Below are 22,059 nucleotides of genomic sequence, written 5' to 3'. Positions count from 1 at the left end.
GAAATTCTTTCACAATTGAATTGAACCTGCTATATATTTTCTACAAATCCTAAAGGCTGTAATACTTTAAATCCTTGTCATTTTGTGATATCATGTAGAGGTAATGAAAGGAGAGAAAATGTCTGCAATAGAACGTATTACAAAAGCTGCTCACTTAATTGATATGAACGATATTATCCGCGAGGGGAATCCTACTCTACGCGCGGTTGCTGAGGAAGTTACTTTCCCCCTATCTGACCAGGAAATTATCCTTGGCGAAAAGATGATGCAATTCCTTAAACATTCCCAAGATCCTGTCATGGCTGAAAAATTAGGACTCCGCGGTGGGGTTGGACTGGCTGCTCCTCAATTAGATATCTCAAAACGTATTATCGCTGTTTTGGTCCCTAATATTGTCGAAGAAGGCGAAACTCCACAGGAAGCCTACGACTTACAAGCCATTATGTACAATCCCAAAATCGTCTCTCACTCCGTTCAAGACGCAGCTCTTGGCGAAGGAGAAGGTTGCCTTTCTGTTGACCGCAACGTGCCTGGATATGTTGTTCGCCATGCCCGCGTTACTGTTGACTACTTTGACAAGGATGGCGAAAAACACCGCATCAAACTTAAAGGCTACAATTCCATTGTTGTTCAGCACGAAATTGACCACATCAACGGTATCATGTTTTACGATCGTATCAATGAAAAAGACCCATTTGCAGTTAAAGATGGCTTACTGATTCTAGAATAAAGAAAATCCCGTTGCAAGACGGGGTTTTATGTTATAATAGAGGCATGAAAACAAATGATATTGTCTATGGCGTCCACGCCGTTACCGAAGCCCTCCTTGCAAACACTGGAAACAAACTCTACCTCCAAGAAGATCTCCGAGGTAAGAATGTTGAGAAAGTCAAGGAACTGGCTACAGAAAAGAAGGTGTCCATTTCTTGGACTTCAAAAAAATCCCTGTCTGAGATGACTGAAGGTGCTGTCCACCAAGGATTTGTTCTACGAGTGTCTGAATTTGCCTATACCGAGCTAGATCACATCCTTGCCAAAACACGTCAAGAAGAAAATCCTTTGCTATTGATTCTGGACGGGTTAACCGACCCTCACAACTTAGGCTCCATCTTGCGAACCGCTGATGCGACCAATGTTTCAGGTGTCATCATTCCTAAACACCGTGCTGTCGGTGTTACTCCTGTCGTTGCCAAAACAGCCACAGGTGCTATTGAGCACGTTCCAATTGCCCGAGTGACAAATCTGAGCCAAACTCTGGACAAACTAAAGGATGAAGGCTTCTGGACCTTTGGAACAGATATGAATGGGACTCCTTGCCATAAGTGGAATACAAAAGGGAAAATTGCCCTCATAATCGGAAATGAAGGAAAAGGAATCTCTAGCAACATCAAAAAGCAGGTCGATGAAATGATCACCATTCCTATGAATGGACATGTTCAAAGCCTTAATGCCAGTGTTGCTGCAGCTATTCTCATGTACGAAGTTTTCCGAAATCGCCTATAAAAGAGGCTAGACAAAACTAGCTTTTAAATAAAACCACACAGTGTTTTCANNTGAAAACACTGTGTGGTTTTTATTTTGATCTATTAGTTCGTCTCGCTCCGTTAGGTGCGAGACAAAAAAACTCCAAACGCGATACAATAAATGTGTTTAAGCCAATTGTAAAGCGAAAGGAGAAAAATATGGCACAAAAGGCTCATAGTTTATCGCCCACAAAGTAGCACTGTTCTATCACATTGTGTTCACCCCTAAGTATAGACGAAAAGTTCTCTATAATCAATATCGAAGTAGTTTAGGCGAAATATTTCATCGCTTGTGTAGTTATAAAGGAGTTGAAATTATCGAGGGTCACTTAATGCCAGACCTTGTACATATGTTAGTAATTATTCCACTAAAATTAAGTTTTTGAATAATCTCTATCTTAGTAGTTTATATAGTCAGCCTCAATCAATTTTTGCGATAAGCTTTAATACTGTGACTATACCACTCTTGCATTTCTTTTGATGGTGGTGTCATATAATCTCCATACATCTGGGTTAAAAATTGGTCATACTTTTTAGGAACTGGTAACATACGGCCTTCAAACTCTGTTAAAATCAGCTCTTTAAAGGTATCAACTGGGAAGACTTCTTTCATTCCTTCCTTACCAATCCCAATTCCTCCTTCATATTGAGGAGTGTTGGTTGCAGCATTTTTGACTAGCTGATCAATTTTCTTGTAAAAGTAACGAGGATTGACAAATCGGAGGGCGTACCAGCTACATAATCTTATAAAATCTTTTAATTTGCTATCACCGTGAACTGCGCGTGATTTTTTGATATAAGCTAGTTGACGAAGGGCCACATACTTATAACTCTTGTCGACAATGCTCAAGTCTGTAAAGCGATCAATTGGGAAGACATCTATGAAAAGACTGGTGTCATGACGCTTGTACTTAACATGGTCTTCGATAACAGTAGAAGTATCCAAAATTGATGAGAAATTATGGAAGTACCAAGAAGAAGTGTCGTAGGAAAGAACCTTATAGCGAGGGTGATTTTCTTTTTCAATAATATCCAGTAAACGCTCATAATCTTCACGATAAAGGGAAATATCAATATCATCATCCCAGGGAATCATGCCTTTGTGGCGGATAGCACCAAGCATGGTTCCATAGCTGAGAAAATAAGGAATATTATGTTTCTTACAAGTCTCATCAATATAGTCTAGCAGGGCTAGTTGAATTTCTTTAATTTCTTCTTTTTCTAAATATTGCATCCTAATCCTCCAATTTGTAGGCATGAAATTCATGACTGTAGAAGCGTTTTTCTTCAGGTGGCAAGGTCATATAATCCCCATAAAATTGAGTCAAAATAGTATCAAATTTTTCAGGTGCTGGAAGGCTTAAATTTTCAAAGGCTAAATCGATTGTTTTATCGAAGGTACCACTTGGGAAGACTTCCTTTTCCTTAAATTTAGAAGGGATAAAGGCTATATATTGACCATTCTCACGACTATATTTTTGAATTTTTTTCTCTATTTTATGTGCGAAGTAACGAGGAGAAACAGGTCGAAGGAGCAACCAAAAGGCCGTTCGTATCCAATCTTTTAAAAGGCTATCCTTATAGACAATATTTTTGTGTTTACTGAAAGACAGAAGTTTAAAACTTTCCAGTTTATAACAAGTATCAATGACCTTAGGATCATCAAAGCGATCCATGGGGAAAATGTCGATAAAAACACCGGACTCATAGGTTTTCGTATTTCGAGTATCGATTATTTTAGTAGTACTGTCGGTGATTTTGATAAAGTTGTTAAAGTAGTTCCTATCTGTTTCTAGGGATAGGAGCTTATATTTGCTTTTTTCCTTTTGAAAAATGTTAATAAATCGTTGGTAGTCTTCTCGAGGCATGGATAGATCAATATCATCGTCCCAAGGGATAAAGCCCTCATGTCGAACCGCCCCAATCAGAGTACCGTAGTTAATAATATAGTTGATATTGTGCTTTTTACAGAGAGTATCAATATAATCCAAAATTTCTAATTCAATTTGTTTGGCATCTTCAATGGTTAGTTGTTTCATTCTATACTCCTATGATCTTTTGAATTTATTTTTTAAGGCTAGGACATGGTTTAAAAATTCATAGAAGATGCTATCTTTGGTAAAGACAAGTAGTCCAATATAAGAGATGGCTGATAGCAAGACAATCAAACCAGTATTAATCAAAAATGGCAAATTAATGACCATATCCACAGGATACAAGAAATTAATCAGGAAATAAATTGCTACAAAGGAAAGTGAAAAGAGCGAGTATCGACCAGTATAGCTGAAGATATGTCCCAAGTGGATGAGCTGTTTTCTATGGATGAAAATGATATAGAATACAAGTAGAGAGGCCTCTGACAACATAGTTGTCAGTAAGTAGTATTCAGGAGCCACGATTTGGTTAAAAAAGAGAAGACTATTCAAGCCCAAATTGAGCAATCCAGCGAAGACTGTGTAAACGGTAATACGTTTTTCATAGCCATTTGTAAAGAGAATTTGTGAACCAAGAATGGTATCTAGTGCCAGGATAATCGTACGAAAAGCGAAGAGAGAGGTTAAGATACCGCCTCCGATATATTTTTCACTACCGTAAAGTAGGATGGCATTTGGTCCTAAAACCATGAGTCCAAAACTCAGTGGAATGATAAAGAAGTTAAAGATTCGACTGCCTCTGTTAACAAGTGCGACATAGGCTTCCTTGTCACCTTTTCCTAGATAGTAACTGAGACGAGGCACACTCACTCCGATAGCTCCTGTTACAACACCAGCAATAACGGTCACAATTCGTTGAGCCATGGTGTAGTAACTAACGTTGACATCAATCCCTGTTTTAACGAGGAAGAGACGATCCAAAAAAGTGAAGAGCATATTGGCATTGGCAAAGACCAACATGGCTGTTAGAGGGAGAAAGAGCGGTTTAAAATCACTTAGGTTGATTTTAACAAGTTTGATGTCTCTTTTAATCCAAAAATAACTAATCAGATAGTTAATCAGCGTCGATAAACTCATCACGAGTGTGTATACAACAATATCGTGTTCATTTTTGACAAATAGGAAAATAGAGACCAGCATCAGGATACGGATGAAGGCAGTCTTGTAAAAGAGAAAACTGTAATTTTCCAGAGCTTCATTGACCCATTCGATTGAAAAAATCTGGGCAATGAGTTGAATCCCCATAACAAGGTAGACTTTTTTGATGATTGGATTATCAGTAAAGAAGAGAGGATAGGCAAGGATATAGACAGCAGTGGTCAAAATCGTACAAGCGATGCACAAATAAAAAAGACTAGAGAAGGTTCTATTAAGATCTTTTTTGTTATCCTTGACATTACTGATGGCCCGTAAACCATAGTTATAGACTCCATATGTCGCAAAGGGCAAGAAAAAGGACAAAATAGTGTCAACTGAGTTGAAGTAACCATAGTCAGTTCGGTCTAAGACACGCGCGACATAGGTTCCAGTTAGGATGGGAAAAATAATATTTAAGACACGAATTCCCATATAAGATAGAGCATTTAATTTTATACTTTTCATTCAATTTACCTCGTTTTTCATTATATCATAAAGTTAGCTAATAAGAAATGAAGGGTAGTAAGTCAAGCGATTCCTTTGAAGTTTCAAAGCTTAATTTTAAGTTTTCTTTAAGGAAAGTATATTATTCTGAAAAACTCTAAAATTTCACAGCCATTTATTAGTAATTGCTACAGAATTCCTAGTCATTACTAGAAATGGGCTAGTTTCTTTGAAGATATAGAACTGCTTAATCCTCCTATTCTAGAAAGGGAGGTCCGGTATTTCTTTCATGATAGGACTAGATTGTGGTATAATAGAGAGAATAAGTTTTTTTAGTAATACAAAGGAGAAAATAGATGATTTATGCAGGAATTCTTGCCGGTGGAACTGGTACTCGCATGGGAATTAGTAATTTGCCAAAACAATTTTTAGAGCTAGGTGATCGACCTATTTTGATTCATACAATTGAAAAATTTGTCTTGGAACCAAGCATTGAAAAAATTGTAGTTGGTGTTCATGGAGACTGGGTTTCCCATGCAGAGGATCTTGTAGATAAATATCTACCTCTTCATAAGGATCGTATCATCATCACAAAAGGTGGTGCTGACCGCAATACAAGTATTGAGAAAATCATTGAAGCCATCGATGCTTATCGTCCGCTTACACCAGAGGACATCGTTGTTACCCACGATTCTGTTCGTCCGTTTATTACGCTTCGCATGATTCAGGATAATATCCAACTTGCTCAAAATCATGACGCAGTGGACACAGTGGTAGAAGCGGTTGATACTATCGTTGAAAGCACTAATGGTCAATTCATTACAGATATTCCAAATCGTGCTCACCTCTATCAAGGACAAACACCTCAAACATTCCGTTGTAAGGACTTCATGGATCTTTACGGTTCTCTCTCTGCTGAAGAGAAGGAAATCTTGACAGATGCATGTAAGATCTTTGTAATCAAAGGAAAAGATGTGGCCTTGGCTAAGGGTGAATATTCAAATCTAAAAATCACAACAGTGACAGATTTGAAAATTGCAAAAAGTATGATTGAGAAAGACTAGTGAAATGATTAATCAAATTTATCAACTAACAAAGCCCAAGTTTATCAATGTCAAATACCAGGAAGAGGCTATTGATCAAGAGAATCATATCCTCATCCGCCCTAATTATATGGCTGTCTGTCATGCGGATCAGCGTTACTACCAAGGAAAACGTGATCCCAAGATTTTGAATAAAAAGCTTCCAATGGCGATGATTCACGAGTCATGTGGAACCGTTATTTCTGACCCGACGGGAACCTATGAGGTTGGTCAAAAAGTTGTCATGATTCCAAATCAGCCTCCTATGCAGAGTGATGAAGAATTCTATGAGAACTACATGACAGGGACCCATTTCTTGTCTAGTGGCTTTGATGGCTTTATGAGAGAGTTTGTTTCTCTCCCTAAAGACCGTGTGGTGGCTTATGATGCCATTGAAGACACGGTTGCAGCCATTACAGAGTTTGTCAGTGTCGGCATGCACGCTATGAATCGTCTATTGACCCTTGCTCATAGCAAGCGGGACCGAATCGCCGTTATCGGAGATGGAAGTCTAGCATTTGTGGTTGCTAATATTATCAATTATACTTTGCCAGAAGCAGAGATCGTGGTTATTGGTCGTCATTGGGAAAAGTTGGAACTCTTCTCATTTGCTAAAGAATGTTATATTACTGATAATATTCCTGAAGATTTGGTCTTTGATCATGCTTTTGAGTGTTGTGGTGGTGATGGTACTGGACCAGCTATTAATGACCTGATTCGCTATATTCGTCCTCAGGGAACGATTCTCATGATGGGCGTTAGCGAGTATAAAGTCAATCTCAATACACGCGATGCCTTAGAAAAAGGCTTGCTCTTGGTTGGGTCCTCTCGTTCTGGTCGTATTGATTTTGAAAATGCCATCCAAATGATGGAAGTCAAGAAATTTGCCAATCGTCTTAAAAATATCCTTTATCTAGAAGAACCTGTAAGAGAAATTAAAGATATTCACCGTGTCTTTGCGACCGATTTAAATACAGCCTTTAAAACTGTGTTTAAGTGGGAAGTATAAGTGCTGGAGGTTAATTGTGGAGAAAATCATCAAAGAAAAAATTTCTTCCTTACTTAGTCAAGAAGAGGAAGTCCTCAGTGTTGAACAACTGGGTGGAATGACCAATCAAAACTATTTGGTCAAAACAACAAATAAGCAGTACATTGTTAAATTCTTTGGTAAAGGGACAGAAAAACTGATCAATCGTCAAGATGAAAAGTACAATCTTGAACTATTAAAGGATTTAGACCTAGATGTAAAAAATTATCTTTTTGATATTGAAGCTGGTATCAAAGTAAATGAGTATATCGAATCTGCGATCACGCTTGATTCAACGTCAATCAAGACTAAGTTTGATAAAATTGCTCCAATTTTACAAACCATTCATGCTTCTGGCAAGGAATTAAGAGGAGAATTTGCTCCTTTTGAAGAAATCAAAAAATACGAATCCTTGATTGAAGAAAAAATCCCTTATGCTAACTATGAAGCAGTTCGAAAAGAAGTCTTCTCCTTAGAGAAAAGACTGGCTGACTTAGGTGTTGACAGAAAATCTTGTCATATTGATTTGGTGCCTGAAAACTTTATCGAATCACCTCAAGGACGTCTCTATCTGATTGACTGGGAATATTCATCAATGAATGATCCAATGTGGGATTTGGCTGCCCTCTTTTTAGAGTCTGAATTCACTTCCCAAGAGGAAGAAGCTTTCTTATCCCACTATGAGAGTGACCGAACACCTGTCTCTCGAGAAAAGATTGCTATCTATAAAATTTTACAAGATACTATTTGGAGTCTATGGACTGTCTATAAAGAAGAGCAAGGTGCAGATTTTGGTGATTATGGTGTGAATCGCTACCAAAGAGCTGTTGAAGGTTTGTCATATTATGGAGGTTCAGATGAAAACTAAAAATGGAGTTTCTTTTGGTCTACTCTCAGGTATTTTCTGGGGTTTAGGTCTAACAATTAGTGCTTACATCTTTTCAATTTTTACAGATTTGTCGCCCTTTGTGGTGGCCGCTGCTCACGATTTCTTGAGTATCTTTATCTTACTAGCTTTTCTCTTAGTAAAAGAAGGAAAAGTTCGTCTCTCAATTTTCTTAAATATTCGTAATGTGAGTGTTATCATCGGAGCCTTGCTAGCAGGCCCTATCGGTATGCAGGCCAATCTTTATGCAGTTAAGTATATTGGAAGTTCCTTGGCTTCATCAGTATCGGCTATTTATCCTGCGATTTCAGTTTTATTGGCTTTCTTCTTTTTGAAGCACAAGATTTCAAAAAATACTGTGTTTGGGATTGTCTTGATTATTGCAGGGATTATTGCCCAGACTTATAAGGTTGAACAGGTCAATTCCTTCTACATTGGTATTCTCTGTGCTTTGATTTGTGCTATTGCATGGGGAAGCGAGAGTGTTCTCAGCTCCTTTGCCATGGAAAGTGAATTGAGTGAAATCGAAGCCCTCTTAATCCGTCAAGTGACTTCATTCTTGTCCTATCTTGTGATTGTGCTCTTCTCTCATCAGTCATTTGCAGAAGTGGCCAATGGACAATTGCTAGGTCTCATGCTTGTCTTTGCAGCCTTTGATATGATTTCCTATTTGGCTTATTATATCGCTATTAATCGCTTGCAACCAGCCAAGGCTACAGGTTTGAACGTGAGTTATGTAGTTTGGACGGTCTTGTTTGCAGCTCTCTTCTTGGGAACAGCACTAGATATGCTGACAATTATTACGTCACTTGTCGTCATTGCTGGAGTTTATATTATTATTAAAGAATAAAGGAGATTCGTGTGAAAGCCATTATCTTAGCAGCGGGCTTGGGAACTCGCTTGCGTCCTATGACTGAAAATACCCCTAAAGCCTTGGTTCAGGTTAATCAAAAACCCTTGATTGAATACCAAATTGAGTTTTTAAAAGAAAAAGGAATCAATGATATCATCATCATTGTTGGTTACCTTAAAGAACAATTCGATTATTTGAAAGAAAAATATGGTGTTCGCCTCGTCTTCAATGATAAATACGCTGACTACAATAACTTTTACTCTCTCTATCTTGTAAAAGAAGAATTGGCAAATAGCTATGTTATTGATGCCGATAATTATCTCTTTAAAAATATGTTCCGCAATGATTTGACTCGTTCGACTTATTTTAGTGTCTATCGTGAAGATTGTACCAACGAATGGTTCTTGGTCTATGGAGATGACTATAAGGTTCAAGACATTACTGTTGATAGCAAGGCAGGTCGTATCCTTAGTGGGGTATCCTTCTGGGATGTTCCAACAGCAGCAAAAATTGTTAGCTTTATTGACAAGGCCTATGCAAGTGGTGAATTTGTCGATCTCTATTGGGACAATATGGTTAAGGATAATATCAAAGAGCTAGATGTCTATGTTGAAGAATTAGAAGGCAACAGCATCTATGAGATCGATAGTGTCCAAGACTATCATAAATTAGAAGAAATTCTTAAAAACGAAAATTAAAGATTCCAACATCTGGCTGAAATAGTCGGATGTTTTTTGATTTTTTTACGAATAGAATAGATGAGTAGAAAAAGAAATGGAGTTATTTATGAAAATCACAAACTATGAAATCTATAAGTTAAAAAAATCAGGTTTGACCAATCAACAGATTTTGAATGTCCTAGAATACGGTGAAAATGTTGATCAGGAACTTTTATTGGGTGATATTGCAGATATATCAGGTTGCCGAAATCCAGCCGTTTTTATGGAACGTTATTTTCAGATAGACGATGTGCATTTGGAGAAAGAATTTCAAAAATTTCCATCTTTCTCTATTTTAGATGACTGTTATCCTTGGGATTTGAGTGAAATATATGATGCACCTGTGCTTTTATTTTACAAGGGAAATCTCGACCTCTTGAAATTTCCAAAGGTAGCGGTTGTCGGCAGTCGTGCTTGTAGCAAACAGGGAGCTAAGTCAGTTGAAAAAGTCATTCAGGGCTTGGAAAATGAACTGGTTATCGTCAGTGGCTTAGCCAAGGGCATTGACACAGCAGCTCATATGGCAGCTCTTCAGAATGGCGGAAAAACCATTGCAGTGATTGGAACAGGACTGGATGTGTTTTATCCTAAAGCCAATAAACGCTTGCAAGACTACATCGGCAATGACCATCTGGTTCTCAGTGAATATGGACCTGGCGAACAACCTCTGAAATTTCATTTTCCTGCCCGTAATCGCATCATTGCTGGACTTTGTCGTGGTGTGATTGTAGCAGAGGCTAAGATGCGTTCAGGTAGTCTCATTACCTGTGAGAGAGCAATGGAAGAAGGGCGCGATGTCTTTGCTATACCTGGTGGCATTTTAGATGGACTATCAGACGGTTGTCATCATTTAATTCAGGAAGGTGCAAAATTGGTCACAAGCGGGAAGGATGTTCTTGCGGAATTTGAATTTTAATACTCTTCGAAAATCTCTTCAAACCACGTCAGCTTCACCTTGCTGTACTCAAGTACAGCCTGCGGCTAGCTTCCTAGTTTGCTCTTTGATTTTCATTGAGTATAAGAAGAAAGTCCGCTTACTAGACAAACTTTTCTTCTATTATAGTAGCTAAGTCTTGACAGGGTTCAAAAAATGGTTTACACTTTATAAAGTTTATTACTTTGAAAAGGTGTGATACTGTGGCTACGGCAACAAAAAAGAAAAAATCAACAGTTAAAAAAAATCTAGTAATCGTGGAGTCGCCTGCTAAGGCCAAGACGATTGAAAAATATCTAGGCAGAAACTACAAGGTTTTAGCCAGTGTCGGGCATATCCGTGATTTGAAGAAATCCAGTATGTCAGTCGATATTGAAAATAATTATGAACCGCAATATATCAATATCAGAGGAAAAGGTCCTCTTATCAATGACTTGAAAAAAGAAGCCAAAAAAGCTAATAAAGTCTTTCTGGCGAGCGACCCAGACCGTGAAGGAGAAGCGATTTCTTGGCATTTGGCCCATATTCTCAACTTGGATGAAAATGATGCCAACCGTGTGGTCTTCAATGAAATCACCAAGGATGCGGTCAAAAATGCTTTTAAAGAACCTCGCAAGATTGATATGGACTTAGTCGATGCCCAACAGGCTCGTCGTGTCCTAGACCGCTTGGTAGGCTATTCGATTTCGCCTATTTTGTGGAAGAAGGTCAAGAAGGGCTTGTCAGCAGGTCGCGTTCAGTCTATTGCGCTTAAGTTAATCATTGACCGTGAGAATGAAATTAATGCCTTCCAACCAGAAGAATATTGGACAATTGATGGCGTCTTTAAAAAGGGAACCAAGCAATTTCAGGCTTCCTTCTATGGAGTGGATGGTAAAAAGCTGAAACTGACTAGCAATGATGAGGTCAAGGAAGTCTTGTCTCGTCTGACTAATAAAGACTTTTCAGTGGATCAGGTGGATAAGAAAGAGCGCAAACGCAATGCTCCATTACCCTATACCACTTCATCTATGCAGATGGATGCTGCCAATAAAATCAATTTCCGTACTCGAAAGACCATGATGGTTGCCCAACAGCTCTATGAAGGAATTAATATCGGTTCTGGTGTTCAAGGTTTGATTACTTATATGCGTACCGATTCGACTCGTATCAGTCCTGTAGCGCAAAATGAAGCAGCAAGTTTCATTACGGACCGTTTTGGTAGCAAGTATTCTAAGCATGGTAGCAAGGTCAAAAATGCTTCAGGAGCTCAGGATGCCCACGAGGCTATTCGTCCGTCTAGTGTTTTTAATACACCGGAAAGTATTGCTAAGTATCTGGACAAGGATCAGCTCAAGCTTTATACCCTTATCTGGAATCGTTTTGTGGCGAGCCAGATGACAGCTGCTGTCTTTGATACCATGGCTGTTAAATTATCTCAAAATGGGGTTCAATTTGCTGCCAATGGTAGTCAGGTTAAGTTTGATGGTTATCTTGCTATTTATAATGATTCTGATAAGAATAAGATGTTACCAGATATGGCTGTTGGAGATGTGGTTAAGCAGGTGAATAGCAAACCAGAGCAACATTTCACTCAACCGCCTGCTCGTTATTCTGAAGCGACACTGATTAAGACCTTGGAGGAAAATGGGGTTGGACGTCCGTCAACCTACGCACCAACCATTGAAACTATTCAGAAACGTTACTATGTTCGCCTTGCAGCCAAACGTTTTGAACCAACAGAGTTGGGAGAAATTGTTAACAAGCTCATCGTTGAATATTTCCCAGATATCGTAAACGTGACCTTTACAGCTGAAATGGAAGGCAAACTGGATGACGTCGAAGTCGGAAAAGAGCAGTGGCAACGTGTCATTGATGCCTTTTACAAACCTTTCTCTAAAGAGGTTGCCAAGGCTGAAGAAGAAATGGAGAAAATCCAGATCAAGGATGAACCAGCTGGATTTGATTGTGAAGTGTGTGGCAGTCCAATGGTTATTAAACTTGGTCGATTTGGTAAGTTCTACGCTTGTAGCAATTTCCCAGATTGCCGTCATACCCAAGCAATCGTGAAAGAAATCGGTGTAGAGTGTCCAAGTTGTCATCAGGGACAAATTATTGAGCGAAAAACCAAACGTAATCGCCTCTTCTATGGTTGCAATCGTTATCCAGACTGTGAATTTACTTCTTGGGACAAGCCTGTTGGTCGTGACTGTCCAAAATGTGGCAACTTCCTCATGGAGAAAAAAGTCCGTGGTGGTGGCAAGCAGGTTGTTTGCAGCAAGGGTGACTACGAGGAAGAAAAGATTAAATAAGAGGAGAGTCCTGAAAGTGAATTTCAGGCTCTTTTGGTTAGGACTTGACAAAATTCATCATTGTATGCGAAACTAGAAGAAGATTATTTTATACTCAATGAAAATCAAAGAGCAAACTAGGAAACTAGCCGCAGGTTGCTCAAAGCACTGCTTTGAGGTTGCAGATAAGACTGACGAAGTCAGGAACCATACCTACGGTAAGGCGACGCTGACGTGGTTTGAAGAGATTTTCGAAGAGTATTAACTAGGAGAAGTTATGCGTCTTATCTATCTGATAATTGGTTTTTTATCACTAGCTTTGGCTATTGTTGGGGTTGTTTTACCCTTGTTGCCTACAACTCCCTTTCTTTTGCTGTCTATTGCTTGTTTCTCTAGAAGTTCCAAGCGTTTCGAAGACTGGCTCTATCATACCAAGCTCTATCAAGCATATGTAGCTGATTTTCGCGAGACCAAGTCTATTGCGCGTGAACGTAAGAAAAAAATTATCGTATCTATCTACATCTTGATGGGAATTTCTATTTACTTTGCCCCTCTCTTACCAGTCAAAATTGGTCTAGGAGCCTTGACTATCTTTATCACTTATTATCTCTTCAAGGTCATTCCGGACAAAGAATAAAAAATAGTAACTATTTTCCTTGATATAAATAAAAGAATATTTACAATAATATGATATAATAAATTCGAAGTAATAATCAAGGAGAATCAAATGATTTACGAATTTTGTGCTGAAAATGTGACCTTGCTTGAAAAAGCGATGCAGGCTGGAGCTCGTCGAATCGAACTCTGTGACAATCTTGCAGTTGGTGGGACAACTCCCAGCTATGGAGTGACCAAGGCAGCGGTTGAACTGGCTTCTGACTACGATACGACCATCATGACCATGATTCGTCCACGTGGTGGCGACTTTGTCTATAATGAACTAGAAATTGCTATCATGCTAGAAGACATTCGGTTGACTGCTCAGGCTGGAAGTCAAGGAGTTGTATTTGGAGCCTTAACTGCTGATAAGAAGTTGGATAAGGCTAATCTAGAGAAGCTGATTGCGGCATCCAAAGGGATGGAAATTGTCTTCCACATGGCCTTTGATGAATTGAGTGATGAAGATCAGTTGGAAGCCATTGACTGGCTCAGCCAAGCTGGAGTTACTCGTATCCTAACTCGTGCTGGTGTGTCTGGCGATTCACTAGAGAAACGTTTTGCTCACTATCACAGAATTTTGGAATATGCTAAAGGTAAAATTGAAATTTTACCAGGTGGGGGGATTGACTTGGACAACCGTCAAACCTTTATCGACCAGCTGGGTGTGACACAATTGCATGGAACCAAGGTTGTCTTTTAAAAAATAGAAAGGAACTGCTAGCTTTGGGTAGCAGTTTTCACTTATGTTTGAAATTTTTAAATCCTATCAGTTTAATCAAGAAAAGGCTCATGCTTTTGGTTTTGTAGAAAATAGTGGAGTCTGGACCTATAGTTGCCAGATTTTGCAGGGTGACTTTGTCATGACTGTGTCCATTACTGCTGATAATGTGAACTTTCAAGTCTTTGATCAGGAAACGGGCGACCTATATCCTCAAGTTCATATGGAAAGCATGAGGGGTAGTTTTGTCGGAAATGTCCGTGAGACTTGTCTGGAGATTCTTTACAAGATTCGGAAGGCTTGTTTTGATGTGCAAGATTTTATCTGTCCTCAGACTAAGCGAATCATGACTCAGGTTCAGGAACAGTATGGTAATCAGTTGGAGTATCTGTGGGAGAAATCGCCTGATACGGCAGTCTTAAGACATGAAGGCAATAAAAAGTGGTATGCCGTCTTGATGAAAATCTCTTGGGATAAGCTGGAAAAGGGCAGAGAAGGACAAGTGGAAACAGTCAATCTCAAACATGACCAAGTAGCTGATTTGCTTTCAAAAAAGGGCATTTATCCAGCTTTTCATATGAATAAACGCTACTGGATTAGTGTGGCGCTTGATAATACTTTATCAGATGAAGAAGTACTGGAATTGATGGAAAAAAGTTGGAACTTAACCACTAAAAAATGAAACATTTCAAGTTTTTTCAAGTACTTTCAATTAGCAAAATATTCTTTACTGAAGAAATTTTCAGAAAATATTGGATTTTTTCTTGACAACTACTTTTGGCTATGCTAAAATACTAAACAAGATATCAAACGAAGGAGAAAGTCAAACATGAAAACAGCTAAGTTTAATCAATTTGCTTTGTTGTTGAGGTACTCGGGCTAGTGCAAAATGCATTAGTCCTGTTTGGCTTACCAAGCGGGAGTAAATCAACATCTCGCTTGGGTTTCTGAGCGAGATGTTTTTTTACAACCATATTTGGAAAAGGGGAAATCACATGAGAATAGTTGAATTTCTAGATACTAGCCTTCGGGATGGAGAGCAGACACCTGGTGTTAATTTTTCAATCAAGGAAAAAATTGCCATTGCAAGGCAGCTGGAGAAATGGGGTATTTCAGCCATTGAAGCTGGTTTTCCGGCGGCTAGTCCAGATTCATTCACAGCAGTTCAGGAGATTGCAAAGGTCTTGAAGAAAACAGCGGTGACTGGTCTAGCCCGTTCTGTCAAGTCCGATATCGATGCTTGTTACGAGGCTCTCAAGGATGCCAAATATCCACAGGTTCATGTCTTTATTGCTACCAGTCCGATTCACCGCAAGTATAAGCTCAATAAGAGCAAGGAAGAGATTTTGGAAGCTATTAAGGAACATGTTTCTTATGCCTGTTCTAAGTTTGAAGTGGTCGAATTCTCTCCTGAGGATGCGACTAGAACAGAGTTGGATTTTCTCTTGCAAGTTGTTCAAACAGCTGTTGATGCAGGGGCGTCTTATATCAATATTCCTGATACAGTTGGTTTTACCACACCAGAAGAATACGGAGCTATTTTTAAATACTTGATTGAGAATGTTAAGACGGATCGTCAGATTATCTATTCGCCTCACTGTCACGATGACCTTGGCATGGCAGTAGCTAATAGCCTTGCTGCTGTTAAGAATGGAGCAGGACGAGTCGAAGGAACCATCAATGGTATCGGGGAGAGAGCTGGCAATGCTGCTTTGGAAGAAATTGCAGTGGCGCTCAATATTCGCCAAGATTACTACCAAGCTGAGACAAGCATTATCCTAAACGAAACCATCAATACGTCAGAAATGGTTTCTCGCTTCTCAGGTATTCCAGTTCCTAAAAACAAGGCGATTGTTGGAGGAAATGCCTTCTCTCACGAGTCTGGTATTCACCAAGATGGGATTCTTAAAAATCCTCTCACTTATGAGATTATCACCCCTGAATTGGTCGGTATCAAGAGTAACAGCCTCCCACTTGGAAAATTGTCTGGTCGCCATGCCTTTGTTGAGAAACTAAGAGAATTGGCCCTAGACTTTACAGAGGAGGACATCAAACCACTCTTTGCTAAGTTCAAGGCGCTGGCCGATAAGAAACAAGAAATCACAGATGCAGATATTCGTGCTCTAGTAGCTGGAACCATGGTTGAAAATCCAGAAGGTTTCCACTTTGATGATTTACAACTGCAAACCCATGCAGATAATGACATTGAAGCGCTTGTTAGCCTGGCTAATATGGATGGTGAGAAGGTCAAATTTAATGCGACAGGGAAAGGTTCTGTTGAGGCAATCTTTAACGCTATCGACAAGTTCTTTAATCAATCCGTTCGCTTGGTGTCCTATACCATTGATGCTGTGACAGATGGAATTGATGCCCAGGCTCGGGTCTTGGTCACTGTTGAAAACAGAGATACAGAAACCATCTTTAACGCAGCAGGTCTTGATTTCGATGTGTTGAAGGCTTCTGCTATTGCCTATATCAATGCTAATACTTTTGTTCAAAAAGAGAATGCTGGTGAGATGGGACGCAGTGTTTCCTATCGCGACATGCCTAGTATGTAAAGGAGAATGCTATGACAAAGAAAATAGTAGCTTTAGCAGGGGATGGAATCGGCCCAGAAATCATGGAGGCTGGGTTAGAGGTTCTGGAGGCTCTAGCTAAAAAAACAGGCTTTGATTATGAAATAGACAGACGACCTTTTGGAGGTGCAGGTATTGATGCAGCAGGGCATCCTTTACCTGATGAAACCCTCAAGGCAAGTAGAGAAGCAGATGCCATTCTTCTAGCGGCTATCGGTAGTCCTCAGTATGATGGAGCAGCGGTTCGGCCTGAACAAGGCTTGCTAGCTCTTCGTAAGGAACTCAATCTTTACGCTAATATTCGCCCTGTAAAAATCTTTGACAGTCTCAAGCATTTGTCACCACTCAAACCAGAACGAATTGCTGGTGTAGACTTTGTCGTGGTGCGTGAGTTGACAGGTGGGATTTACTTTGGAGATCATATTTTTGAAGAGCAAAAAGCGCGTGATATCAACGACTATAGCTATGAGGAAGTGGAGCGGATTATTCGCAAAGCCTTTGAAATTGCAAGAAATCGCAGAAAAATCGTTACTAGTATCGATAAGCAAAATGTTCTAGCGACCTCAAAACTCTGGCGGAAAGTAGCTGAGGAAGTCGCGCAGGATTTCCCAGATGTAACCTTGGAGCACCGGCTAGTCGACTCATCTGCTATGCTCATGATTACCAATCCTGCCAAGTTCGACGTCATCGTAACGGAAAATCTTTTTGGAGATATTCTCTCTGATGAATCAAGCGTTCTATCTGGTACACTTGGCGTCATGCCATCAGCCAGTCATTCTGAAAATGGACCAAGTCTCTATGAGCCCATTCACGGTTCAGCTCCTGATATTGCAGGTCAAGGAATTGCAAATCCTATTTCCATGATTTTATCAGTGGCCATGATGTTGAGAGATAGTTTTGGACGTTATGAGGATGCAGAGCGTATCGAGCGTGCTGTTGGGGCAAGTTTGGCAGCTGGTATATTAACGAGAGATATAGGAGGTCAGGCTTCGACCAAGGAAATGACAGAAGCCATTATTGCAAGGTTATGAAGTTAGATGAAAAAATTACTCTAGTCCTTTTGATTTGGAATGTCATCATTTTCTTGATTTATGGCATTGACAAATCCAAGGCAAGGAGAAGAACTTGGCGTATCCCAGAGAAAATCTTACTCATTTTAGCTCTTTCTTGTGGTGGTTTTGGTGCTTGGTTAGCAGGAATCAGCTTTCATCACAAGACTCGAAAATGGTACTTTAAAACAGTTTGGTTTCTTGGGATGGTGACCACACTATTAGCCTTATATGTTATTTGGAGGTAATGGATGGCAGGAAAATCGATTTTTGATAAATTATGGGACCGTCATGTCATCACAGGAGAAGAGGGGCAACCCCAGCTCATGTATGTGGATCAGCACTACATCCACGAGGTGACCAGTCCTCAGGCTTTTCAAGGACTGCGAGATGCAGGACGAAGATTGAGACGACCAGACTTGACATTTGGAACTTTTGACCACAATGTCCCGACGGTCAATATCTACGATATTAGAGATGTCATTTCCAAGGCTCAAATTGATAAGCTAGCTGAAAATGTTGAGGAGTTTGGGATTGAACATGCGGCCCACGGTTCCGAAAAGCAAGGAATCGTTCATATGGTGGGGCCAGAGACAGGACGGACCCAACCAGGAAAATTCATCGTCTGTGGAGACAGCCATACGGCAACTCACGGAGCTTTTGGAGCAATCGCCTTTGGAATTGGAACCAGTGAGGTCGAACATGTCTTTGCGACACAGACCCTCTGGCAGGTCAAACCTAAGAAAATGTTGGTTGAATTCACTGGTGTTCCTCAAAAGGGAGTCTATTCCAAGGACTTCATTTTAGCCTTGATTGCAAAGTACGGCGTTGCTTGCGGCGTTGGCTATGTGGTGGAATATCGGGGACAAGCGATTGATGCACTGAGCATGGAAGAGCGAATGACCATCTGCAACATGTCCATCGAGTTTGGTTCTAAGATGGGAATCATGAATCCGGACCAAACCACCTATGATTATCTAAAAGGACGGGAATGTGTTCCAGAGAACTTTGAAGAGGCAGTGGCAGATTGGAAAACAATTGTCAGTGATGAGGATGCCGTTTATGATAAGGTTATCCAGATGGATGTCTCAGACTTGGCTCCCATGGTGACCTGGGGGACCAATCCTGCTATGGGTGTTGACTTTGACAGTAGCTTCCCAGAAATTAAGGATATGAATGATGAGCGAGCCTACAACTACATGAACTTGGAACCAGGTCAAAAGCCAGCAGATATTGAACTGGGCTATATCTTTATCGGTTCATGTACCAATGCTCGTCTCAGCGACTTGCAACTTGCTGCGCGATTTGTCAAAGGGAAGAAAATTGCTCCCAACTTAACGGCTATCGTAGTCCCAGGCTCTCGTCCTGTCAAACGAGCTGCTGAGAAGTTGGGCTTGGATAAAGTTTTCTTAGATGCTGGATTTGAGTGGAGAGACCCAGGTTGCTCTATGTGCCTAGGGATGAATCCTGACAAGGTACCAGATGGTGTCCACTGCGCTTCAACCAGCAACCGTAACTTTGAAGACAGACAGGGCTTTGGTGCTAAGACTCATCTCTGTAGTCCAGCTATGGCAGCTGCGGCAGCTATCGCCGGGCGCTTCGTAGATGTTCGGCTAATGCCAGAGGCCCAGTAAGGAGAGGATATGGAGAAATTCACAGTTTATACAGGAACGACCGTTCCTCTTATGAATGATAACATCGACACCGACCAAATCCTACCCAAGCAGTTTCTCAAGTTAATTGATAAAAAAGGCTTTGGTAAGTACCTCATGTATGCTTGGCGTTATCTGGATGATCTCTATACTGAGGATCCAGACTTTGTCTTTAACAGATCTGAATACCGTAAAGCAACTATACTCATCTCAGGGGATAACTTTGGGGCAGGTTCTTCGAGAGAACACGCAGCTTGGGCTCTAGCAGACTATGGTTTTAAAGTCGTGATTGCAGGGTCTTTTGGTGATATTCATTACAATAATGAACTCAATAATGGCATGTTGCCTATTGTACAGCCTAGAGAGGTTAGAGAGAAACTAGCCCAGCTAAAACCAACCGACCAGGTAACTGTGGACTTGGAACAACAAAAAATCATCTCACCAATTGGAGAATTCACTTTTGAAATCGATAGCGAATGGAAACACAAACTCTTAAATGGTTTGGATGATATTGGTATTACTTTGCAGTATGAAGATTTGATTGCTTCTTATGAAAAACAAAGACCAGCCTACTGGCAGGATTAGAAGAAAAATAGAAAAGGAAATAGAACTATGACAAAACACATTCAATGGAACGGAACACTTTCACAAGAAGGCTATGATATTTTAAAAGGTGAGGGCGGATGTATCGTTTGTCCTACAAAAGTTGGCTACATTATTATGACTAGCGACAAGGCAGGACTTGAGCGCAAGTTCGCAGCTAAAGAGCGTAACCGTAACAAACCAGGTGTTGTTCTCTGCGGTAGCATGGATGAGCTTCGTGCTTTAGCACAACTTAACCCAGAAATTGAAGCCTTCTACCAAAAACATTGGGATGAAGATATTCTTCTTGGTTGTATCCTTCCTTGGAAACCAGAAGCCTTTGAAAAACTCAAAGCATACGGTGATGGCCGTGAAGAACTCATGACTGACGTGCGTGGAACGAGCTGTTTCGTTATTAAGTTCGGGAAAGCAGGTGAACAATTGGCTACCAAACTTTGGGAAGAAGGCAAGATGGTTTATGCCTCATCAGCTAACCCATCTGGAAAAGGAAACCGTGGTAAGGTAGAAGGTATCGGAGAACGTATCGAAGGAGCAGTGGATCTTGTCATCGAAGCAGACGACTATGTGGCATCTATCCAGCCTGACAAAACGATTGAAACACGCTATGAGCAAGGTGTGATGGTCTCTATGGTCGATAAAGACGGAAAACTCATCCCAGAACAAGGAGGAGCACGCTCAACTTCACCAGCTCCAGTTGTGATCCGCAAAGGGCTTGACATTGATAAAATCATGATGCATTTGTCAGATACCTTTAACTCATGGGACTACCGCCAGGGTGAGTATTATTAGGATAGAGAAGAACTGGGGAGAAAATAATCTCTCCTCTTTCTTTTATTATTTACACAAGTAAAATCCGAACATTATAATTTAATTCATAAAAATATTTGACAAAAACTGTACTTTGTTTTATAATAAATTAAGGAAACGTCGGAAAAGGCGTAGTGATGCGAGAGCATAGGTAGGTCATTACAAAAGAAACGAGACATCGATATGTTAAATGAATTTCCAATTTTTGATTACGAAGATATTCAATTGATTCCAAATAAATGTGTCATTAAAAGCCGTGCAGAAGCGGATACAAGTGTCACTTTAGGAAATCACACCTTTAAACTACCTGTTGTGCCAGCTAATATGCAGACGATTTTGGATGAAAATGTAGCAGAGCAACTAGCTAAAGGTGGTTACTTCTACATTATGCACCGTTTTGATGAGGCGGGACGCATTCCCTTTATTAAACGCATGCACGATCAAGGGCTCATTGCTTCCATTTCTGTCGGTGTTAAGGACTACGAGTATGATTTCGTTAGCCAGCTGAAGGCTGATGTTCCTGAGTACATCACGATTGACATTGCCCACGGTCATGCGGATAGCGTGATTTCTATGATTCAACACATTAAAAAAGAATTGCCAGATACCTTTGTCATTGCTGGAAATGTGGGAACACCAGAAGCTGTACGTGAATTGGAGAATGCTGGTGCAGATGCTACTAAGGTCGGAATCGGACCTGGTAAGGTTTGTATTACCAAGGTTAAGACTGGTTTTGGTACAGGTGGTTGGCAATTGGCTGCCCTTCGTTGGTGTGCCAAGGCTGCACGTAAACCGATTATCGCTGATGGAGGAATTCGTACTCATGGTGATATTGCCAAGTCTATCCGCTTCGGTGCCAGCATGGTCATGATTGGTTCCCTCTTTGCAGGACATATTGAAAGTCCAGGGAAAACGATTGAAGTCGATGGTGAACAATTCAAAGAATATTATGGTTCAGCCTCACAATATCAAAAAGGTGCTTACAAAAATGTGGAGGGCAAACGAATCTTGCTTCCTGCAAAAGGTCATCTGCAAGATACTTTAACTGAGATGGAACAAGACCTTCAAAGTGCTATTTCTTATGCAGGTGGACGTCAGGTTGCTGACCTTAAACATGTTGATTATGTTATCGTGAAAAACTCCATCTGGAATGGGGATGCTTCCCACTAAGACGGCCTATCTCAC

At 40.3% G+C, this 22,059-nt stretch carries 22 protein-coding genes and 1 pseudogene; 20 read left to right on the top strand and 3 right to left on the bottom strand.

Annotated features, from left to right (window positions below):
• Window positions 1-118: 118 nt before the first annotated feature.
• The 3 genes and pseudogenes from def to tnpA all read left to right on the top strand — a co-directional run.
• Window positions 119-730, top strand: a complete 612-nt coding sequence (def, locus tag HT734_RS05610) for a peptide deformylase (RefSeq protein WP_001272952.1) — start codon at window positions 119-121, stop codon at window positions 728-730.
• A 44-nt stretch (window positions 731-774) separates the two neighbouring features.
• Entirely contained in the window at window positions 775-1,503 is a 729-nt protein-coding gene (gene rlmB / locus HT734_RS05605) for a 23S rRNA (guanosine(2251)-2'-O)-methyltransferase RlmB (protein WP_061759749.1), read from the top strand.
• Between the two features lie 179 nt (window positions 1,504-1,682).
• Window positions 1,683-1,903, top strand: a pseudogene (tnpA, locus tag HT734_RS05600) (IS200/IS605 family transposase); the annotation flags it as partial.
• A 44-nt stretch (window positions 1,904-1,947) separates the two neighbouring features.
• Here tnpA and HT734_RS05595 read toward each other — a convergent pair.
• The 3 genes from HT734_RS05595 to tacF are packed head-to-tail and all read right to left on the bottom strand — an operon-like array spanning window position 1,948 to window position 5,059.
• Window positions 1,948-2,757, bottom strand: a complete 810-nt coding sequence (locus HT734_RS05595; protein WP_173278529.1) for a phosphorylcholine transferase LicD — start codon at window positions 2,755-2,757, stop codon at window positions 1,948-1,950.
• A gap of 1 nt (window position 2,758) precedes the next feature.
• Complete coding sequence (locus HT734_RS05590; protein WP_033680392.1) at window positions 2,759-3,562, bottom strand: phosphorylcholine transferase LicD; 804 nt, start codon at window positions 3,560-3,562, stop codon at window positions 2,759-2,761.
• Between the two features lie 9 nt (window positions 3,563-3,571).
• On the bottom strand, window positions 3,572-5,059 hold the full coding sequence (gene tacF, locus HT734_RS05585; RefSeq protein ID WP_173278531.1) for a type IV teichoic acid flippase TacF: 1,488 nt from the start codon (window positions 5,057-5,059) through the stop codon (window positions 3,572-3,574).
• A 335-nt stretch (window positions 5,060-5,394) separates the two neighbouring features.
• On the opposite strand from tacF, the gene HT734_RS05580 reads away from it, so the two are divergent.
• The 17 genes from HT734_RS05580 (at window position 5,395) to HT734_RS05500 (ending at window position 22,044) form a co-directional block, all read left to right on the top strand.
• A complete protein-coding gene (locus tag HT734_RS05580; RefSeq protein WP_000638489.1) occupies window positions 5,395-6,102 on the top strand; it encodes a 2-C-methyl-D-erythritol 4-phosphate cytidylyltransferase in 708 nt (235 codons plus the stop codon).
• A gap of 4 nt (window positions 6,103-6,106) precedes the next feature.
• Window positions 6,107-7,129, top strand: coding sequence for a ribitol-5-phosphate dehydrogenase (locus tag HT734_RS05575; RefSeq protein ID WP_061759747.1), 1,023 nt, complete (start codon window positions 6,107-6,109; stop codon window positions 7,127-7,129).
• A gap of 16 nt (window positions 7,130-7,145) precedes the next feature.
• On the top strand, window positions 7,146-8,015 hold the full coding sequence (licA, locus tag HT734_RS05570) for a choline kinase LicA (protein WP_173278532.1): 870 nt from the start codon (window positions 7,146-7,148) through the stop codon (window positions 8,013-8,015).
• Entirely contained in the window at window positions 8,005-8,883 is an 879-nt protein-coding gene (locus HT734_RS05565; protein ID WP_173278534.1) for a DMT family transporter, read from the top strand. Before licA ends, HT734_RS05565 begins: the two co-directional genes overlap by 11 nt.
• An 11-nt stretch (window positions 8,884-8,894) precedes the next feature.
• The gene (locus tag HT734_RS05560) at window positions 8,895-9,584 is read left to right on the top strand and encodes a sugar phosphate nucleotidyltransferase (protein ID WP_173278536.1); all 690 of its coding nucleotides are present in this window, start codon (window positions 8,895-8,897) and stop codon (window positions 9,582-9,584) included.
• A gap of 88 nt (window positions 9,585-9,672) precedes the next feature.
• Window positions 9,673-10,521 carry a DNA-processing protein DprA gene (dprA, locus tag HT734_RS05555; RefSeq protein ID WP_173278538.1) on the top strand — a complete coding sequence of 283 codons (849 nt, stop codon included), beginning with the start codon at window positions 9,673-9,675 and terminating at the stop codon, window positions 10,519-10,521.
• A 221-nt stretch (window positions 10,522-10,742) separates the two neighbouring features.
• Window positions 10,743-12,830 (top strand): type I DNA topoisomerase, encoded by a 2,088-nt coding sequence (gene topA, locus HT734_RS05550; protein ID WP_000179658.1) that lies wholly within the window; start codon window positions 10,743-10,745, stop codon window positions 12,828-12,830.
• A gap of 256 nt (window positions 12,831-13,086) precedes the next feature.
• Window positions 13,087-13,446: a YbaN family protein gene (locus tag HT734_RS05545; RefSeq protein ID WP_001237214.1), complete on the top strand. Its 360-nt coding sequence runs from the start codon at window positions 13,087-13,089 to the stop codon at window positions 13,444-13,446.
• Window positions 13,447-13,536: 90 nt separating this feature from the next.
• Window positions 13,537-14,169, top strand: a complete 633-nt coding sequence (locus HT734_RS05540; protein WP_173278540.1) for a copper homeostasis protein CutC — start codon at window positions 13,537-13,539, stop codon at window positions 14,167-14,169.
• Window positions 14,170-14,212: 43 nt separating this feature from the next.
• The gene (locus tag HT734_RS05535; RefSeq protein ID WP_173278542.1) at window positions 14,213-14,869 is read left to right on the top strand and encodes an MmcQ/YjbR family DNA-binding protein; all 657 of its coding nucleotides are present in this window, start codon (window positions 14,213-14,215) and stop codon (window positions 14,867-14,869) included.
• Between the two features lie 313 nt (window positions 14,870-15,182).
• Window positions 15,183-16,745: a 2-isopropylmalate synthase gene (locus HT734_RS05530; protein ID WP_173278544.1), complete on the top strand. Its 1,563-nt coding sequence runs from the start codon at window positions 15,183-15,185 to the stop codon at window positions 16,743-16,745.
• A gap of 11 nt (window positions 16,746-16,756) precedes the next feature.
• Window positions 16,757-17,794: a 3-isopropylmalate dehydrogenase gene (gene leuB / locus HT734_RS05525; protein ID WP_173278546.1), complete on the top strand. Its 1,038-nt coding sequence runs from the start codon at window positions 16,757-16,759 to the stop codon at window positions 17,792-17,794.
• Window positions 17,791-18,060, top strand: coding sequence for a DUF1294 domain-containing protein (locus HT734_RS05520; RefSeq protein ID WP_000762435.1), 270 nt, complete (start codon window positions 17,791-17,793; stop codon window positions 18,058-18,060). Before leuB ends, HT734_RS05520 begins: the two co-directional genes overlap by 4 nt.
• Before the next feature lie 3 nt (window positions 18,061-18,063).
• Complete coding sequence (gene leuC, locus HT734_RS05515) at window positions 18,064-19,446, top strand: 3-isopropylmalate dehydratase large subunit (RefSeq protein WP_173278548.1); 1,383 nt, start codon at window positions 18,064-18,066, stop codon at window positions 19,444-19,446.
• Window positions 19,447-19,455: 9 nt separating this feature from the next.
• Window positions 19,456-20,049 carry a 3-isopropylmalate dehydratase small subunit gene (leuD, locus tag HT734_RS05510; protein WP_173278549.1) on the top strand — a complete coding sequence of 198 codons (594 nt, stop codon included), beginning with the start codon at window positions 19,456-19,458 and terminating at the stop codon, window positions 20,047-20,049.
• A gap of 27 nt (window positions 20,050-20,076) precedes the next feature.
• Complete coding sequence (locus HT734_RS05505) at window positions 20,077-20,856, top strand: Sua5/YciO/YrdC/YwlC family protein (RefSeq protein WP_173278551.1); 780 nt, start codon at window positions 20,077-20,079, stop codon at window positions 20,854-20,856.
• Window positions 20,857-21,057: 201 nt separating this feature from the next.
• Window positions 21,058-22,044 (top strand): GMP reductase, encoded by a 987-nt coding sequence (locus HT734_RS05500; RefSeq protein WP_173278553.1) that lies wholly within the window; start codon window positions 21,058-21,060, stop codon window positions 22,042-22,044.
• Window positions 22,045-22,059: the final 15 nt, after the last annotated feature.

Origin of the sequence: Streptococcus sp. k-90 (assembly GCF_013277565.1) — a bacterium.
Lineage (GTDB): Bacteria > Bacillota > Bacilli > Lactobacillales > Streptococcaceae > Streptococcus.
This window is presented reverse-complemented; position numbering and strand designations above follow the sequence as displayed.

Excerpts from the sequence above, each read along its gene's own strand:
- HT734_RS05590 (WP_033680392.1), bottom strand. The coding sequence starts at position 3,562 with ATGAAACAACTAACCATTGAAGATGCCAAACAAATTGAATTAGAAATT.
- HT734_RS05580 (WP_000638489.1), top strand. The coding sequence starts at position 5,395 with ATGATTTATGCAGGAATTCTTGCCGGTGGAACTGGTACTCGCATGGGA.
- HT734_RS05565 (WP_173278534.1), top strand. The coding sequence starts at position 8,005 with ATGAAAACTAAAAATGGAGTTTCTTTTGGTCTACTCTCAGGTATTTTC.
- HT734_RS05595 (WP_173278529.1), bottom strand. The coding sequence starts at position 2,757 with ATGCAATATTTAGAAAAAGAAGAAATTAAAGAAATTCAACTAGCCCTG.
- leuD (WP_173278549.1), top strand. The coding sequence starts at position 19,456 with ATGGAGAAATTCACAGTTTATACAGGAACGACCGTTCCTCTTATGAAT.
- rlmB (WP_061759749.1), top strand. The coding sequence starts at position 775 with ATGAAAACAAATGATATTGTCTATGGCGTCCACGCCGTTACCGAAGCC.
- tacF (WP_173278531.1), bottom strand. The coding sequence starts at position 5,059 with ATGAAAAGTATAAAATTAAATGCTCTATCTTATATGGGAATTCGTGTC.
- leuC (WP_173278548.1), top strand. The coding sequence starts at position 18,064 with ATGGCAGGAAAATCGATTTTTGATAAATTATGGGACCGTCATGTCATC.
- leuB (WP_173278546.1), top strand. The coding sequence starts at position 16,757 with ATGACAAAGAAAATAGTAGCTTTAGCAGGGGATGGAATCGGCCCAGAA.
- dprA (WP_173278538.1), top strand. The coding sequence starts at position 9,673 with ATGAAAATCACAAACTATGAAATCTATAAGTTAAAAAAATCAGGTTTG.
- def (WP_001272952.1), top strand. The coding sequence starts at position 119 with ATGTCTGCAATAGAACGTATTACAAAAGCTGCTCACTTAATTGATATG.
- HT734_RS05530 (WP_173278544.1), top strand. The coding sequence starts at position 15,183 with ATGAGAATAGTTGAATTTCTAGATACTAGCCTTCGGGATGGAGAGCAG.
- HT734_RS05545 (WP_001237214.1), top strand. The coding sequence starts at position 13,087 with ATGCGTCTTATCTATCTGATAATTGGTTTTTTATCACTAGCTTTGGCT.
- HT734_RS05520 (WP_000762435.1), top strand. The coding sequence starts at position 17,791 with ATGAAGTTAGATGAAAAAATTACTCTAGTCCTTTTGATTTGGAATGTC.
- HT734_RS05575 (WP_061759747.1), top strand. The coding sequence starts at position 6,107 with ATGATTAATCAAATTTATCAACTAACAAAGCCCAAGTTTATCAATGTC.
- HT734_RS05505 (WP_173278551.1), top strand. The coding sequence starts at position 20,077 with ATGACAAAACACATTCAATGGAACGGAACACTTTCACAAGAAGGCTAT.
- HT734_RS05540 (WP_173278540.1), top strand. The coding sequence starts at position 13,537 with ATGATTTACGAATTTTGTGCTGAAAATGTGACCTTGCTTGAAAAAGCG.
- HT734_RS05500 (WP_173278553.1), top strand. The coding sequence starts at position 21,058 with ATGTTAAATGAATTTCCAATTTTTGATTACGAAGATATTCAATTGATT.
- HT734_RS05535 (WP_173278542.1), top strand. The coding sequence starts at position 14,213 with ATGTTTGAAATTTTTAAATCCTATCAGTTTAATCAAGAAAAGGCTCAT.